This is a genomic window from Devosia honganensis, assembly GCF_042648785.1.
In the GTDB taxonomy this organism is placed as follows: domain Bacteria; phylum Pseudomonadota; class Alphaproteobacteria; order Rhizobiales; family Devosiaceae; genus Devosia; species Devosia honganensis.
Genome location: NZ_JBHRYD010000001.1, coordinates 132976 through 147223, shown reverse-complemented (window position 1 = coordinate 147223; position 14248 = coordinate 132976). Strand labels below are relative to the sequence as shown.

General features: G+C 67.3%; 11 protein-coding genes and 1 other RNA gene. 6 read left to right on the top strand and 6 right to left on the bottom strand.

Annotation, left to right across the window (positions count from 1 at the left end):
- Positions 1 to 137: 137 nt before the first annotated feature.
- On the bottom strand, positions 138 to 1955 hold the full coding sequence (locus tag ACFOOL_RS00695) for an aminopeptidase P family protein (protein WP_380093965.1): 1818 nt from the start codon (positions 1953 to 1955) through the stop codon (positions 138 to 140).
- Between the two features lie 332 nt (positions 1956 to 2287).
- On the opposite strand from ACFOOL_RS00695, the gene ACFOOL_RS00690 reads away from it, so the two are divergent.
- Positions 2288 to 2419 carry a hypothetical protein gene (locus ACFOOL_RS00690; protein WP_380093963.1) on the top strand — a complete coding sequence of 44 codons (132 nt, stop codon included), beginning with the start codon at positions 2288 to 2290 and terminating at the stop codon, positions 2417 to 2419.
- Positions 2420 to 2483: 64 nt separating this feature from the next.
- Here ACFOOL_RS00690 and ACFOOL_RS00685 read toward each other — a convergent pair whose 3' ends face one another.
- On the bottom strand, positions 2484 to 3353 hold the full coding sequence (locus tag ACFOOL_RS00685; protein WP_380093961.1) for a 50S ribosomal protein L11 methyltransferase: 870 nt from the start codon (positions 3351 to 3353) through the stop codon (positions 2484 to 2486).
- A gap of 117 nt (positions 3354 to 3470) precedes the next feature.
- On the opposite strand from ACFOOL_RS00685, the gene ACFOOL_RS00680 reads away from it, so the two are divergent.
- Complete coding sequence (locus ACFOOL_RS00680) at positions 3471 to 3761, top strand: putative quinol monooxygenase (RefSeq protein ID WP_380093960.1); 291 nt, start codon at positions 3471 to 3473, stop codon at positions 3759 to 3761.
- 346 nt (positions 3762 to 4107) lie between these two features.
- Here the strand turns inward: ACFOOL_RS00680 and ACFOOL_RS00675 are convergent, their stop codons facing one another.
- Positions 4108 to 6441 (bottom strand): ATP-dependent helicase, encoded by a 2334-nt coding sequence (locus ACFOOL_RS00675; protein WP_380093958.1) that lies wholly within the window; start codon positions 6439 to 6441, stop codon positions 4108 to 4110.
- Between the two features lie 251 nt (positions 6442 to 6692).
- Between ACFOOL_RS00675 and ACFOOL_RS00670 the strand changes: the two genes are divergently transcribed.
- Complete coding sequence (locus ACFOOL_RS00670; protein ID WP_380093956.1) at positions 6693 to 10292, top strand: AsmA family protein; 3600 nt, start codon at positions 6693 to 6695, stop codon at positions 10290 to 10292.
- Positions 10293 to 10317: 25 nt separating this feature from the next.
- Here ACFOOL_RS00670 and ACFOOL_RS00665 read toward each other — a convergent pair whose 3' ends face one another.
- From ACFOOL_RS00665 to ssrA, 3 genes are all read right to left on the bottom strand, one after another.
- Entirely contained in the window at positions 10318 to 10524 is a 207-nt protein-coding gene (locus tag ACFOOL_RS00665) for a ribbon-helix-helix domain-containing protein (RefSeq protein WP_380093954.1), read from the bottom strand.
- Between the two features lie 17 nt (positions 10525 to 10541).
- Positions 10542 to 11024, bottom strand: coding sequence for an SspB family protein (locus tag ACFOOL_RS00660; RefSeq protein ID WP_380093952.1), 483 nt, complete (start codon positions 11022 to 11024; stop codon positions 10542 to 10544).
- 102 nt (positions 11025 to 11126) lie between these two features.
- Positions 11127 to 11487, bottom strand: a transfer-messenger RNA (tmRNA) gene (gene ssrA / locus ACFOOL_RS00655).
- 58 nt (positions 11488 to 11545) lie between these two features.
- On the opposite strand from ssrA, the gene ACFOOL_RS00650 reads away from it, so the two are divergent.
- The 3 genes from ACFOOL_RS00650 to ACFOOL_RS00640 all read left to right on the top strand — a co-directional run bounded on the left by ACFOOL_RS00650 (position 11546) and on the right by ACFOOL_RS00640 (position 14213).
- The gene (locus tag ACFOOL_RS00650) at positions 11546 to 12340 is read left to right on the top strand and encodes a thymidylate synthase (RefSeq protein WP_380093950.1); all 795 of its coding nucleotides are present in this window, start codon (positions 11546 to 11548) and stop codon (positions 12338 to 12340) included.
- Between the two features lie 287 nt (positions 12341 to 12627).
- On the top strand, positions 12628 to 13680 hold the full coding sequence (locus tag ACFOOL_RS00645; RefSeq protein WP_380093948.1) for a DUF4424 domain-containing protein: 1053 nt from the start codon (positions 12628 to 12630) through the stop codon (positions 13678 to 13680).
- Between the two features lie 17 nt (positions 13681 to 13697).
- On the top strand, positions 13698 to 14213 hold the full coding sequence (locus ACFOOL_RS00640) for a GNAT family N-acetyltransferase (RefSeq protein ID WP_380093946.1): 516 nt from the start codon (positions 13698 to 13700) through the stop codon (positions 14211 to 14213).
- Positions 14214 to 14248: the final 35 nt, after the last annotated feature.

Below are 14248 nucleotides of genomic sequence, written 5' to 3'. Positions count from 1 at the left end.
GGACTTGTTCCGGTGGTCCAGGCGATGTTGCGGAAAAGGTGGATTGCCGGAACAAGTCCGGCAATGACGAAGGGAGGTGCCGTTGCGCGCCTCCCCCACACCGCTGCCGGGATTGGGACCAAGGGGGCGGGGGCTTTTTAGATCGCCGCCGTGGCCCGATCCAGCCAGTCCCTCACCGCGCCGTCCACCAGCGGGCCGATTTCCGCCCGCACCCTTTTGTGGAAGGCGTTGAGCCAGTCGCGCTCGGCGCCGGTCAGCAGGTCCGGCTCGATCAGCCGCGTGTCGATGGGCGCCAGGGTCAGCGTTTCGAAATCGAGATAGCCGGCAAAGCCCTCGGCCTGCTTCACCACCAGCAGGTTCTCGATGCGGATGCCGTATTCGCCCGGCTTGTAATAGCCCGGCTCGTTGGAGATCACATTGCCCTCCTCGAGCGGCAGCGTGTAGCGCGGGGCGATGCCCACCGGCCCTTCATGCACCCCCAGGCCGGCGCCGACGCCATGCCCGGTGCCGTGATTATAGGTCACGCCGGCCTGCCACAGGAACTGCCGCGCCAGCGCGTCGATCTGGGCGCCGGTGGTGCCCTTGGGGAAGCGGACGGTGGAAATGGCGATCATGCCCTTGAGCACGCGCGTATAGCGGTCCTTCTGCTCGGCGCTGGCCGGACCGGTCGCCATGGTGCGGGTGATGTCGGTGGTGCCGGAAACATATTGCGCCCCCGAATCGACCAGCATGATCTCGCCCGGCGCCAGCCGGCGATCGGTCTTTCCGGTCACGCGGTAATGGACGATGGCCCCGTTCGGCCCGGCTCCGGCAATGGTGTCGAAACTGGCGTCGAGGCAGGTTTCCTCCTCGCGGCGGAAGGCTTCGAGCGCGGTGACGATGGCGATTTCGGTCAGCTTGCCGGCGGGGGCCTCCATGTCGAACCAGTGGAGGAACTTCGCCATGGCGACGCCGTCGAGCCGGTGCGCCTCGCGCATGCCGGCCAGTTCGGCGGCGTTCTTGCGCGATTTGGGCAGCAGCACCGGGTCGCGCTTCTCGATCAGCCGGGCGCCGGCCCCGGCGAGGGTTTCGGCAATGGCGGCGGGAGCGCTGTCGGGGTCGATCTGCACCGCCTTGCCGGATGCGCCCAGCCGCCCCAGCGCCGCATCCAGTTCGGTCTCTTCGGCGATGTCGGCCACGTCCTGCAGGGCGGCGCGGAGGTCCGGCGTGATCTTGGCCGGGGCGAGGAACAGCGTCGGCCGCCCCCTTTGCGGCACCAGTGCGAAGCTCAGCACGAAGGGGGTGTTGGGCACGTCGCGCCCGCGCATGTTGAACAGCCAGCAGATGGATTCGGGCAGGGTCAGCACGGTGGCGTCGGCGCCGGTCTCGGCCAGTTGCGCCTGGATATCGGCGATCTTGTCCCCGGCGGTGCGCCCGGCGCGGTTGTGGCCGAGAAATTCGATGGCGCCGGCCGGCGGGGCGGGGCGGCCGGTCCAGATGGCGTCCACCAGATTGGCGACGGGCACCAGCGTGGCGTGGCCCTCGAGGCGTCCGGCCATGGTCTTCAATTCGCCCGGCGTGTGCAGCCAGGGATCGTAGGCCAGCTTCGTTCCCGCGGGGATGAACGGCTTGAGGTCGAAGCTCATGCCCGCCACTTCGTGCACGCTGACCAGCCGGGTGTCGGTCTGGGCCGGGGCCTGCAGCGTATAGCGGCTGTCCACGAACAGATCCGCCCGTTCCCGCCCGATCACCGCCAGCCCCGCCGAGCCGGTGAAGCCGGTGACATAGGCCAGTCGCGCCTCGCTCGCCGGCACCGATTCGCCCCGATGCGCGTCGGCACGGGGAATGAGGAAGGCGTCGACGCCCGCCTTTTCCATGGCGGCGCGCAGGGCGGCGAGGCGCGGCGCCACCTCGGCGGGATCGGCCTTTTCCTCGAAACTCTGGAACCGGGCGGGGGGGAAGGATGTGGCGGTCATGGCTCTGGCATTCCTGTCGCCGGAGGGTCTCCGGCCTTGCTGTCGTTTGGCGGGGCGAACCTAGCGCAAGCGCGCGCCGAAGGCGATTGCCGCGTCGGGCGGGGCGGCACTAGAGCATCGGGCGAAAAAGTGGGAACCGGTTTTTCACAAAAGAGATGCGACATCAAAGAGTAAGAGCCGGCGATTTGATGCAGTCAAATCGTATGAGGCTCTAACCTGCCCTGCGGGATCGGCATGGCTGGTGTGCCCCAAACCCTCTTACCGAGATGGCGCGGACGGCCTAATTATCCTGTGGCGGACGGCAACAGACCCTTCGCCGCATGGAGAGGAAGATGACTGAGAGCAAGAACGGTTTCCGCAGCGTCCTGGGTGGTCTCATCGATGCCCGCGGCCGCGAGGCGACCCGTCAGGTCAGCTACCGCATGCAGCACCAGCTCATCGGCGCGGTCACCAAGCGCCCCTAGCGCATCGGACTGCCGACGATCCAGGCCCCATCCCCGAAGCACGCTTCGGGGATTTCTTTTTGCCTCACCGCTTTTCCAGCACCAGCGTCGACCAGTCCTTGCGCCGCAAATGGTCCCGGAGGGCGAAGCCGGCTGCCGCATAGGCGGCGATCACCGCATCGGCCTGGGTGTTGAGGATGCCCGAAAGGATGGTGGTGCCGCCGGGGGCGGCGATCGCGCCCATGCCGGGGGCGAGCTCGGTCAGCGGGCCGGCCAGGATATTGGCGACGATCAGGTCGTAAGGCGCGCGGGCGGCGATTTCCGGGTGGTCGAGCCCCGCCGCCTCGATGGCGTCGATCCGCTCGCCCACATCGTTGTCGCGGGCATTGCCGATGGTGGTCTCGACCGCGACCGGATCGATGTCGGTGGCGAGGATTTTCGCCTCGAGCCGCTTGGCCAGGGCGATGGCGAGCACGCCGGTGCCGGTGCCGACATCGATCATGCGGGTGGGCCGGCGCGTCGCCAGCAGCATGTCGATGGCTTCGAGGCAGCCGGTGGTGGTTTCGTGGTGGCCGGTGCCGAAGGCCTGCGCCGCCTCGATCCGCATCGGCGTCAGCCCCTCGGGCACCGGTTCGGTGGAATGGCCGCCATGGACGTAGAATCCGCCGGCGATCACCGGCGCCAGCCCCTCGAGCGACCGGGCGACCCAGTTGACCTCCGGATCGAGCGTTTCCACCGTAAACTTCACCTCGCCGCCCAGCACCTGCCGTGCCAGTTGGGCGAAGGCCTCGACATCGGGCGGGCCCTCGCAGGTCGCCTCGAAGATCCACTCGCCGGTTGCCTCGTTCTCGTGCGCCGAGGCGGTCAGCGCCAGCTCCTCGCGCTCCGACACCGCGTCCACGAGCGCGAAGGCCTGCTCCTTGCTGAGCGAAACGGAAAGCTGGTCGACGGACATGGCGGGCCTCACATTGACTGGCGGCTTCATTGCGGCAGGAGGGCGGGGCAAGTCAATGGCGGGGGCTTGATCCGGCGCGCCGTCCTGTTCATCATTCGTTCGAACCGGAGAACGACCATGTATGGACTGATCGGAAAAATGCTGGCCGTCGAGGGCCGGCGCGACGAGCTCCTGACCCTGCTGCTGGAGGGCAACGCCCCGATGCCGGGCTGCCGCTCCTATGTCATCGCCCGCGATCCCGCCAGCGCCGACGGCATCTGGATCACCGAGGTGTGGGACAGCCGCGAGCAGCATGCGGCCTCGCTGCATCTTCCCGCCGTGCAGGACACCATCGCCAGGGCCCGCCCCCTCATCGCCGGTTTCGCCGAGCGTTTCGAAACCGAACCGGCGGGCGGCATCGGCGTTTAGAGTCTTTCACTGTCAAGCGGATCAGCGCTTTCTTGCTCCCCTCCCCCTTGAGGGGAGGGGGCGGGGGTGGGGGTCCTTCGGTGATCCGTCAGATCCACCCCCTCCCCAACCCTCCCCTCAAGGGGGAGGGAGCGCTGGTCGCCGATTCCGTCAAAACATGAAAGCCTCCAGAGCACCCCCCACCGGGTCATTCCCGCGAAAGCGGGAACCTCCGTTATCCCTGCCGCAATCAAACAGAGGTCCCCGCATGCGCGGGGATGACGGCGTGGGGGGCGAGGTTCTGGCGCCGATTGCAGACGCTGGGTGATGCCCCGGGAGCGGGCGGCACGGGACACCCGTTTGCCGCTCACCCCTTGCGGATGAAGCTCTCCAGGACCTTCTTGGTGCCGGCCTTCTCGAAATCGATGGTCAGCTTGTTGCCCTCGATCTGGATCACCTCGCCATAGCCGAATTTGAGATGGAACACTCGCTCGCCCAGCGCGAAGTGGCTGGACTGGCCGCCCAGATCCACCGAGCGGGCGACCAGTTCACCCTCGATGGTCAGCGGGCCGCCGCCCCTGCGGCTGGCCTGGTTGGCGCGGGCGCGCTGCCAGCCGGGGGTTTCATAGACGCTTTCGAAGGGGTCCGCCTTGTTGAAGCGGCTGGTCGCGCCCCCGCCATAGCCATAGCCGCCATAGGAGGAGCCGGTATCGCTCACCTCCACCACGTCGGGGGGCAATTCGTCGAGGAAGCGCGAGGGGATGGCCGATTGCCAGAGCCCGTGGATGCGGCGGTTCTGCGCCATGGAGAGGCGCACCCGCCTGCGGCCCCTGGTGATGCCGACATAGGCGAGGCGCCGTTCCTCCTCGAGGCCGGCGCGGCCGCTTTCGTCGAGCGAGCGCTGGTGGGGGAACAGCCCCTCCTCCCAGCCGGGCAGGAACACCGTGTCGAATTCCAGCCCCTTGGCCGAATGCAGCGTCATGATGGAAACGGCGTCCTCGGCCTCGCCGCTGTCGCGGTCCATCACCAGCGAGATATGTTCGAGAAAGCCGCCCAGCGTCTCGAATTCCTCCATGGAGCGAACCAGCTCCTTGAGGTTTTCCAGCCGTCCGGGGCTGTCGGGCGCCTTGTCCGCCTGCCACATGCCGGTATAGCCGCTCTCGTCGAGGATCTGCTCGGCCACCTCGTAATGGGGCACCGCTTCGAGCCGCGCCGCCCAGGCGTCGAACTGCATCACCAACTCGCGCAGGGTAGTGCGCTGCTTGGGCTTCAATTCCTCGGTCTCGACCAGCATGCGCGTCGCGGCCAGCAGCGGCACGTTCTGGTGCCGCGCCGTTTCCAGCAGCACTTTCACGGTGGAATCGCCGATGCCGCGCTTGGGCACGTTGACGATGCGCTCGAAGGCCAGATCGTCGGCCGGCTGCGCCACCAGCCGCAGATAGGCCAGCGCGTCGCGGATTTCCCGGCGCTCGTAGAAGCGCGGACCGCCGATGACGCGGTAATTGAGCCCCAGCGTGATGAAGCGCTCCTCGAATTCGCGCATCTGGAAGCTGGCGCGCACCAATATGGCCATGGAATTGAGGCTTTCGCCGGCGCGCTGATATTGCTCGATTTCTTCCCCGACATGGCGCGCCTCCTCCTCGCTGTCCCATACCGAGGTGACGGTGACCATCTCGCCGCCCTCGGCGGTGTCGGTGTGCAGCGTCTTGCCCAGCCGTCCTTCGTTGAAGGCGATGAGCGTCGAGGCGGCCTTGAGGATATTGGCGGTGGAGCGGTAATTGCGCTCCAGCTTGATCACCCTGGCGCCGGGGAAATCCGTTTCGAAGCGCAGGATGTTGTCCACCTCGGCCCCGCGCCAGCCATAGATGGACTGGTCGTCGTCCCCCACCACGCAGATATTGGCCTCGGGTGCCGGCTTGCCCTGGGCCAGCAGCCGCAGCCAGAGATATTGGGCGGTGTTGCTGTCCTGATATTCGTCCACCAGCATATATTTGAACTTGCGGTGATATTCGGCCAGCACTTCCGGATTTTCCCGGAACAGCCTGATGCATTCGAGCAGCAAATCGCCGAAATCGGCGGCGTTGAGCGCCTTCAGCCGCGCCTGGTAATCGGCATAGAGCTTGCCGCCCCGTCCATTGGCGAAATAGGCGCTTTCGGACGAAGGCACGTCCTTGGGGAGCCAGCCGCGATTTTTCCAGGCGTCGAGAATGCCGGCGAATTGCCGGGCCGGCCAGCGCTTCTCGTCGATATTGTCCGCCTCCAGCAATTGCTTGATCAGCCTGATCTGGTCGTCGGTGTCGAGGATGGTGAAGGAGGGTTTCAAATCCACCAGCTCGGCATGGTGCCGGAGGATGCGCGCGGAAATGGAGTGGAACGTGCCCATCCAGGGCAGGCCGTCGAGGCTCGGCACCAATTCGTGGATGCGCTTCTTCATCTCGTTGGCGGCCTTGTTGGTGAAGGTCACCGCCAGAATCTGGCTGCCCCAGGCCAGGCGCTGGCTGAGGATATGGGCGATGCGCGTCGTCAAGACGCGCGTCTTGCCGGTGCCGGCGCCCGCCAGCACCAGCAGCGGCCCTTCGGTGGTTTCCACCGCCTCGCGCTGTTCGGGATTGAGCCCGGCCAGATAGTCCGGCGCGCGCCGGTTGAACTGGCTGGTGATGGGCCCGGCGCCGGGGCGGGGCAGGGGGACGGGATCGGCCATGGGCTTTGAAATCTTCCGGAGCGCATCCGCAATCGCGGCAGCGTCCTGTCTTGACGAATCTTCTTTTGTTCTCCTGCGCAATATAGGGATGCGGGGCGGCGCTGTATAGAAGTGCCGCCGCTTGCAGCCCCGCTGCCGCCGAGGCCGACCGTCGCCGGCCCTTGCGCTCAAATCCTTTTGCATGCGACTTGCGCGGGGGCGGCAACCGCCTACACTCACGCCGTTTCCCACACCTCGGCAGCAGAGGCACAGTGCTCAATCGCATCTATATCGTGGTCGGCCTCTTCGCCATCCTGGTGCTGGCCGCGGCCTTCATTGTGCCGCGTTTCGTGCAATGGGGCGATCATCGCGACCGCATGGAGGCGCTGGCCACCGGCGTTCTGGGCGCCGAGGTGTCGATTCGCGGCGATATCGGCTTTTCGCTGCTGCCCACGCCGCGCCTTGAATTCACCGACGTGATCGTGGGCGACGCGGAATCGCCGGTGGCCAGCGTCGCCGCCGTCGAGGCCGAATTCGCGCTGATGGATTTTCTGCGCGACAATTACACCATCACCGACCTGACCTTGCTGCGCCCGGTGCTCGATCTGGTGATCGACGAGAACGGGCTGTTCAGCAGCGGGGTCGACATTGCCGGGGCCGGCAGCGCCGTGGCGCTGGGCCATGCCCGCATCGAGGGCGGGGGGATACGGCTCACCGATCTGCGGGCCGACGAGAGGTTCACCGCCTCGGGCATCACCGGCGATCTGCGCCTGTCCAGCTTCACCGGCCCGTTCCAGTTCCAGGGCGTGGCCGAATATGACGATGCGCGCTACGAGGTCCGCTTCAATTCCGGCGCCGCCGATGCCCTGGGCAACAGCCGGGTATCGAGCTATCTGCGCGAGGCGTCGGGGAGTTTTTCGGTCACCGCCGAAGGCATGCTGGCGGCGGGCATGGCGCCCAAATTCGACGGTACGCTGCTGTTCCGCCAGTCGCCGCCCGCCGCCGCGCGCGCCGACGACATCCGCGGCGATCTGGTGCTGGAAAGCGCCATTGCCGTTTCCACCGACCGGGTGGTGGTCTCGGGCTATACGCTGCATCCGGACGAGAACCGCGCGGGCATGCGGCTGACCGGCACCGCCAGCATCCAGCTCGGCGCGCGGCGCAGCTTCGATGCGGTGGTGTCGGGGGGCGTCTTCACCCTGCCGCCGCGCGACGCCACGGAGGTCGCGGCCGAACTGCCCTATGAATTCGTGCGCCTGCTCGCGGAAATTCCGCCGCCGCCGCTGCCGCCCATGCCGGGCCGGCTCGGCGTTGATCTGGCCGAGATGGGGATGCGTGGCTTTTCCCTGCGCGAAGTGCGGCTGGAGGCCACCACCGAGGGCACCGACTGGCGCATCGCCCAGGCCGTGGCGCGCCTGCCCGGCGACACCGAATTGCGCTTTTCCGGCACCGTCACCAACGAGGCCGGCCATGTGGGGCTGCGGGGCGATCTGTCCATGCGCGCCACGCGGCTCGATGCGCTGGCCCAGCTCTGGCGGCGCCAGGGCGAGGACAATCCGCTGTTCAACGTGCCCGGCGCGCTCGAGGGGCGGCTGATGCTGGCGGGCGATGCCTTCGGGCTGGGCAATGGCCGGCTGGTCTTTGCCGGCCAGACCCATGGCGTCGAGCTGCGCCTCGGGTTCGGCGAGGAGCCCCGGCTCGATACGGTGCTGCAACTGGGCCGGCTCGATCCGGCCCAGACCGCCGCGCTGCTGGCGCTGCTGCCCGAGCCGGTCGGGGACAGCCGCTTCGGCGTCAGCTTCCCCGATGGCAGTTTCGCGGTGACGGCGCAGTCGGTCGATGTTCTGGGGCTGGCGGCCGCCGATCTCGTGGCCGAGGCGCAATGGTCGCCCAGCGCGATCCGGTTCTCGCGCCTCGCCACCACCGACTGGGGCGGGGTCGGCCTGGGCTCGACCATGCGCTTTTCCGGCAATCCCGCCGATCCGCGCGTCACCGGTTCGGGCCAATTGGCCATCGCCTCGCCGGACGCGCCGGGGCTGGCGGTGCTGCATGAAATGCTCGGCGTGCCCTTTGGCTGGCAGGAGGCGCTGGCCGGGGCCTGGCCGGCGGATCTGCAATTCATCCTCGCCGATGCCGAGGAGGGGCCGGGGCAGGTGCTGACCCTGGGCGGGTCGCTGGCGGGCGCCGCCTTCGACTTCCGCGCCGAGATGGACGAGGGGCTGCGCAAGCTGGCCGAGGCCGATCTGCGCCTCGTCGCCTCGCTCGAGGCGGACGACCAGCAGGATCTTCTCGCGCGGTTCGGCCTCGGCGCCGAGGCGCTGTTCTCGGGCGGGCAGCCGCTGGTGGCGAGCCTGTTTTTCGAGGGCAGCGGGCCGGACGGCTTCGATGGCCGTCTGGCGCTGGGCCAGGGCGAGCAATCGGCCAGCTATTTCGGCCGCATCGCCATGGCCGCCAATGGCGAATTGAGCGGCGAGGGCACGCTCGACATCGTCACCGCCGAGGGCAGTTCCCTTGCGGCGCTGGCGGGGGTGCGCGGCGCCAGCCTGCCCGGCTTCGATGCCAGCGCCGCCCTGCGCTTCGAAGGCGCGCGCAGCCTCTCGCTCTCGGATATTTCCGGCGTCGCCGGCCGGACCGGATTCGGCGGCGACATCGCCATGCAGCGCCTCGGCCCGCTGCCCGGTTTCAGCGGCACGCTCCGGCTCGATTCGCTCGACCTGGCGGGGCTCGCCGCCGCCGTCTTCGGCGCCGAGGCGCTGGTGGGGGCGGGGGACGGCGCCTGGCCGGAAGGGCCGCTGGCGCTCGCCTCCCAGCCGCGCTCCTCGCGCGGCGACATCGCCGTCACGGCGGCTTCGGTCACCGCCAATGGCACCGACATTCTGGGCCGGACCGGCTTCACCTTTTCCTGGAGCCCGCAATCGATCGGCCTCGACCGGCTGGAGGCGGAAGTCGGGGGCGGGGTGCTGGGCCTCAATCTGGTCCAGTGCTGCGCCGGCGCGCTGGCCGAGCGCAGCCTGTCCGGGCGGGCGACGCTGAGCGGCGTCGATCTCGATGCCATCGTGCCGGCGCCCATCGCCGCCGGGCTCGACGGGCGCATCGATGCGGGGCTGCAATTCGAGGGCACCGGGCAGAGCCTCGCCGAGGTCATGCGCGCCATGACCGGGGAGGGCAATTTCACCCTTGCCGGCTTTGCCGCGCGCGGTCTTTCCCCCGGCGTCTTCCCGGCCATTGCCGGCTTCGGCGACGTGCTCGACACCGAGGCCGAAGCGCTGGAAACCCTCATCGCCCTGGCGCTGGGGCGGGGCGAGTTCGCCGCTCCGGAGGCGCGCGGCGCCTTCACCATTGCCGGGGGCATGGCGCGGCTGGCCAATCTCATCGTCGAGGGGGAGGGGGGGCGGCTGGCGGGCAGCCTCAATCTGGCGCTGGACCGGCTGGGGCTGGATGGCGGCTTCGTGCTGACGCCGCGCGGCTACGCCGATCCCGATGGCCTCGTGGAGCCCGATACCGCCCGCATCCTCACCCGTATCGGGGGCACGCTGCCCGCGCCGGAGGTGCGGCTGGACCTGGGTGAGATGGTGGCGGCCATCCAGGTGCGGGCCAATGAATTGGAAGTGGAGCGGCTGGAAGTCCTGCGCCGCGAGGACGAGGAGCGCCAGCGCGCCGCCGCCGAGGAGCGCAACCGCCTCATCGAGGAACAGCGCCGCCGTGCCGCCGCCGAGGAAGAAGCGCGCCGGCTCGAGGAGGAGCGCCAAAGGCAGGAGGAATTGCAGCAGCAGCAGTCCGAAGAGCCGCCGCCGCTGCTCGGCCCGCTCGATCTCGGCTTCCAGCCCGGCGTCGCCCCCGCCCCGCCGCTCCAACTCCTCCCGCTCGATTAGCGCGGCAGGGCCGCGCCCCGCGCCCCTATCCCCCGTCCCGATAGAATTTCAGCACCGCCAGCCGGATGGCCGAGGACAGGTTGGGGGTTTCGCGCGTCTCGTCGATGTCCCGGACCAGGCCGGCCAGGCTCAGCCCGCGCCGGGCCGCCATGGTTTCGAGGCCATGCCAGAAATCGGGTTCGAGCGCGATGGAGGTGCGGTGTCCCGCGATGGAGAAGGAGCGCTTTTCCATTCCCGGGACGGGCCGGGTCAGGGCTTCTTGCGGAAGGCGTCGAGGCTGACGACCTTTTCGCCGCTCGCCTCGGCGGGCTCGCTGGCGGCCGCCTCGGTGGCGGCGTCGGCCGCTTCCTCGCCCGCTTCGGCGTCATTGCCGGCATTGGCCGGGTCGAACTGCAGCCCGAACTGCACCGAAGGATCGAAAAAGCCCTTGATGGCGGCGAAGGGCACGACCAGCATTTCGGGCTGGCCGTTGAAGCTCAGGCCCACCTCGAAGGCGGCTTCGGTGACCTTGAGATCCCAGAACTGGTTCTGCAGCACGATGGTCATTTCCTGGTCGTACTGCTTGAGCAGTTCCTCGCTGATGCGCACGCCGGGCGCGCGGGTGGCGAAGGAGATGAAGAAATGGTGCTCGCCCGGCAGGCCGGTGCGCGAGACCTCGGCCAGAACCTTGCGCACGACGCCGCGCAGGGCTTCCTGGGCGAGAATGTCGTATCGCATATGGTCTTCGGCCATGGTGGTGTAAAACTCCTCGTCGCATCGGGTCGAATCCCGAACGGCCCATATCAGCCCTACGTTCCGGGAGATTTCAAGGATAAAGGCGTCGGGCGGAGCTTGAGTGCAGGCTTCTGTTGCCAGGTGCCTGCGAACCCCGCCTACGCCCGGCTAGGAGCGGAGGACTTTAATTCCCAGTGCTGGCACCGCTTAAGCGGCGAGAGCGACCGGAGCCTTATGGTTGTCATTGGCAACTATAAGTTTTCGGACCGATAACGGTGGTACCTCACCGAGCAAAAGCACATTCTTTACGCCCTCGTCGATCCTGTTTCGTCCCCATTGGCTCCTCCCGCCAAGGGAGGGGAGATGGTGGAGACGCCGGGTACTGCCCCCGGGTCCGATGGGTTTATTACAATGACCATTTATCGCCATAGCCCTTGCGGGCACCCCCAATATAGGCGTCCGGCGCGGCACATGCAAATATCCCGGCCAACCTTTTTTCGCCGGCAGCGCAGCGCCCCCGAATCGGACTAGATAGCCCCATGCAGCCCTATCTCCAGCTCCTCTCCGACATTCTCGAAAACGGCACCGACAAGGCCGACCGCACCGGCACCGGCACGCGCAGCCTGTTCGGCTACCAGATGCGCTTCGACCTGTCGGAGGGCTTTCCGCTGCTCACCACCAAGAAGCTGCACCTCAAATCCATCATCTACGAACTGCTCTGGTTCATCCGCGGCGAGACCAATGTGCGCTGGCTGCAGGAGCGCGGCGTCCGGATATGGGACGAGTGGGCCGACGAGAACGGCGATCTCGGCCCGGTCTATGGCAGCCAGTGGCGGAGCTGGCCGGCGCCCGATGGCCGCCATGTCGACCAGTTGGCCAATGTGGTGGCCGCCATTCGCGACAATCCCGATTCCCGCCGCCACATCGTTTCCGCCTGGAACCCGGCCGAAGTGGACCGGATGGCGCTGCCGCCCTGCCATTGCCTGTTCCAGTTCTACGTCGCCGACGGCAGGCTGAGCTGCCAGCTCTATCAGCGCTCCGCCGACACCTTTTTGGGCGTGCCCTTCAACATCGCCTCCTATGCGCTGCTCACCCATATGGTGGCGCAGGTCGCCGGGCTCGCGCCGGGCGATTTCGTCCACACCTTCGGCGACGTGCATCTTTACGCCAACCATTTCGAGCAGGCGCGGCTGCAACTGACCCGCGCGCCGCGTCCGCTGCCGCGCCTTCTGGTCAATCCGGAACGCAAGCGGCTCGAGGATTTCGTCTTCGAGGATTTTTCCTTCGAGGGCTACGATCCCCATCCCCACATCAAGGCCGACGTGTCGGTATGAACCGCTGTCGTGTTCCCCTCCCCCTTGAGGGGAGGGGTTAGGGGTGGGGGTTCCGCGCCGTCGATTTTCTCGATGGATCAGTCGGATTCCCGAACAATCCCGAACCCCCCACCCTGGCCCAGCCATTCGAGCATAGCTCTCATGGCCTTCTCACCTTCAATCGCTCCACCGGAGCGATTGACCCTACGGGACAGTTCGAAGCCCTCAAGGGGAGGGAGCGCTGGTTGCCGCTTCCGTCAAAACATGAAAGCCTCTAAACAGGCATGGCCGGTCATCGGGAGGTCGGGATGAGAGCCGTCACAATCGCCGCATTCGCGCTTGCCGCCGCCCTGCCGGCCATGGCCAACGACACCACCGCGCAATTGGGCACCGGCGGGCTGGTCTTCGTCACCAACGACGCCATCGAGATGACTTCCGAACATCTCTTCGTCTCCCCTGACGAGATCAGGGTGGTCTATACTTTCACCAATACGCAGGACGCCCCGCAGACCATCCTCGTCGCCTTCCCCATGCCCGACATCGAGGGCGGGCCCGAATCCATGGTCGACGTGCCGAGCGCCTATGCCGAGCAGGCCGGCATGGATGCCAGCGATCCCGACAATCTGTTCGGCTTCAGGACCACGCTCAATGGCGAGCCGGTCAGCGCCGAGCTGCATCAAAATGCGTTCCACAACAATATCGACTATTCCAAGCTGCTGACGAAATTCGGCATCCCGCTCAACCCGGTGAGCGGGGCCACCTATCGCGCGCTCAACGCCACCTCCGCCGCGCAGGCAGAGCAATTGCTGCATAACGGCCTTATCTTCGGCATGGAATACGATGCCGGCAATGGCCCCACCAGGGATTATTCGCCGCTCTGGTCCCTGCGCTCCGCCTATAGCTGGCAGGCCACTTTCCCGCCCGGGCAATCCGAGGTCGTCCACACCTACCGGCCCAGCGTCGGCGGCACGGTGGGCATCACCTTCATGCCGCAGGAGGACGATGACGGCTATTCCCGGCGCCGCCTCGCCGAATACCGGGACAAATACTGCCTCGACGACGCCTTTGTCGCCGCCCTCGGGCAGACCGCGATCGATCGGGAAGGCTGGACCACCTATCCCTATATCGAGAGCTGGATTTCCTATGTCTGGTCCACCGGCAACAACTGGTCCGGCCCCATCGGCCGGTTCACCCTCACCATCGACAAGGGCAGCGCGGACAATTTGGTTTCCTTCTGCGGCGACGATGTCCGCAAGACCGGTCCCACCAGTTTCGAGCTGACGCAGGAGAACTGGCATCCGCCCTGGGACCGCGAGCTCGAAATCCTGCTGCTCAAGCGCGTCGACTGGTACGACGAATAGACTGGAAGACCGCCATCGTGCCAGCTCCCCATCTTGCCATCCGCCCCGCCGCGCCGGGCGACGCCGGGCTGATCCTCGCCTTCATCCGCGCCCTCGCCGACTATGAAAACCTCCTCGGCGAGGTCGAGGCCACCGAAGCCGATCTCGCCCGCGACCTGTTCGGCCCCGACCCCAAAGTATTCTGCGACATCGCCGAATGGGACGGCGAGCCGGCCGGCTTCGCCCTGTGGTTCCACACCTATTCCACCTTCCAGGGCCGCCACGGCATCTGGCTCGAAGACCTCTATGTGGACCCCGCCCTGCGCGGCAAGGGCATCGGCAAGGCCCTGCTCGTCCACCTCGCCCGGCGCTGCCTCGAGGGGGATCTGGGCCGCCTCGAATGGTGGGTGCTCGACTGGAACGACCCCTCCATCCGCTTCTACCAGGCGCAGGGCGGCGTGCTGCAGGACGAATGGACCAAGGTGCGCATCGCCGGCCCGGCACTGCAAAAGCTCGGCGGGGCAGGGGCGAGCGCTGCGCCGGTTGGGGATTGAGCCGGCCGCCCCCCACTATGTCATTCCCGCGAAAG

What these genes read in the sequence shown, in the direction of transcription:
- ACFOOL_RS00645 (WP_380093948.1), top strand. Translation starts at nt 12,628, where the DNA reads ATGAGAGCCGTCACAATCGCCGCATTCGCGCTTGCCGCCGCCCTGCCG.
- ACFOOL_RS00695 (WP_380093965.1), bottom strand. Translation starts at nt 1,955, where the DNA reads ATGACCGCCACATCCTTCCCCCCCGCCCGGTTCCAGAGTTTCGAGGAA.
- ACFOOL_RS00665 (WP_380093954.1), bottom strand. Translation starts at nt 10,524, where the DNA reads ATGGAAAAGCGCTCCTTCTCCATCGCGGGACACCGCACCTCCATCGCG.
- ACFOOL_RS00660 (WP_380093952.1), bottom strand. Translation starts at nt 11,024, where the DNA reads ATGGCCGAAGACCATATGCGATACGACATTCTCGCCCAGGAAGCCCTG.
- ACFOOL_RS00675 (WP_380093958.1), bottom strand. Translation starts at nt 6,441, where the DNA reads ATGGCCGATCCCGTCCCCCTGCCCCGCCCCGGCGCCGGGCCCATCACC.
- ACFOOL_RS00650 (WP_380093950.1), top strand. Translation starts at nt 11,546, where the DNA reads ATGCAGCCCTATCTCCAGCTCCTCTCCGACATTCTCGAAAACGGCACC.
- ACFOOL_RS00690 (WP_380093963.1), top strand. Translation starts at nt 2,288, where the DNA reads ATGACTGAGAGCAAGAACGGTTTCCGCAGCGTCCTGGGTGGTCTCATC.
- ACFOOL_RS00685 (WP_380093961.1), bottom strand. Translation starts at nt 3,353, where the DNA reads ATGTCCGTCGACCAGCTTTCCGTTTCGCTCAGCAAGGAGCAGGCCTTC.
- ACFOOL_RS00680 (WP_380093960.1), top strand. Translation starts at nt 3,471, where the DNA reads ATGTATGGACTGATCGGAAAAATGCTGGCCGTCGAGGGCCGGCGCGAC.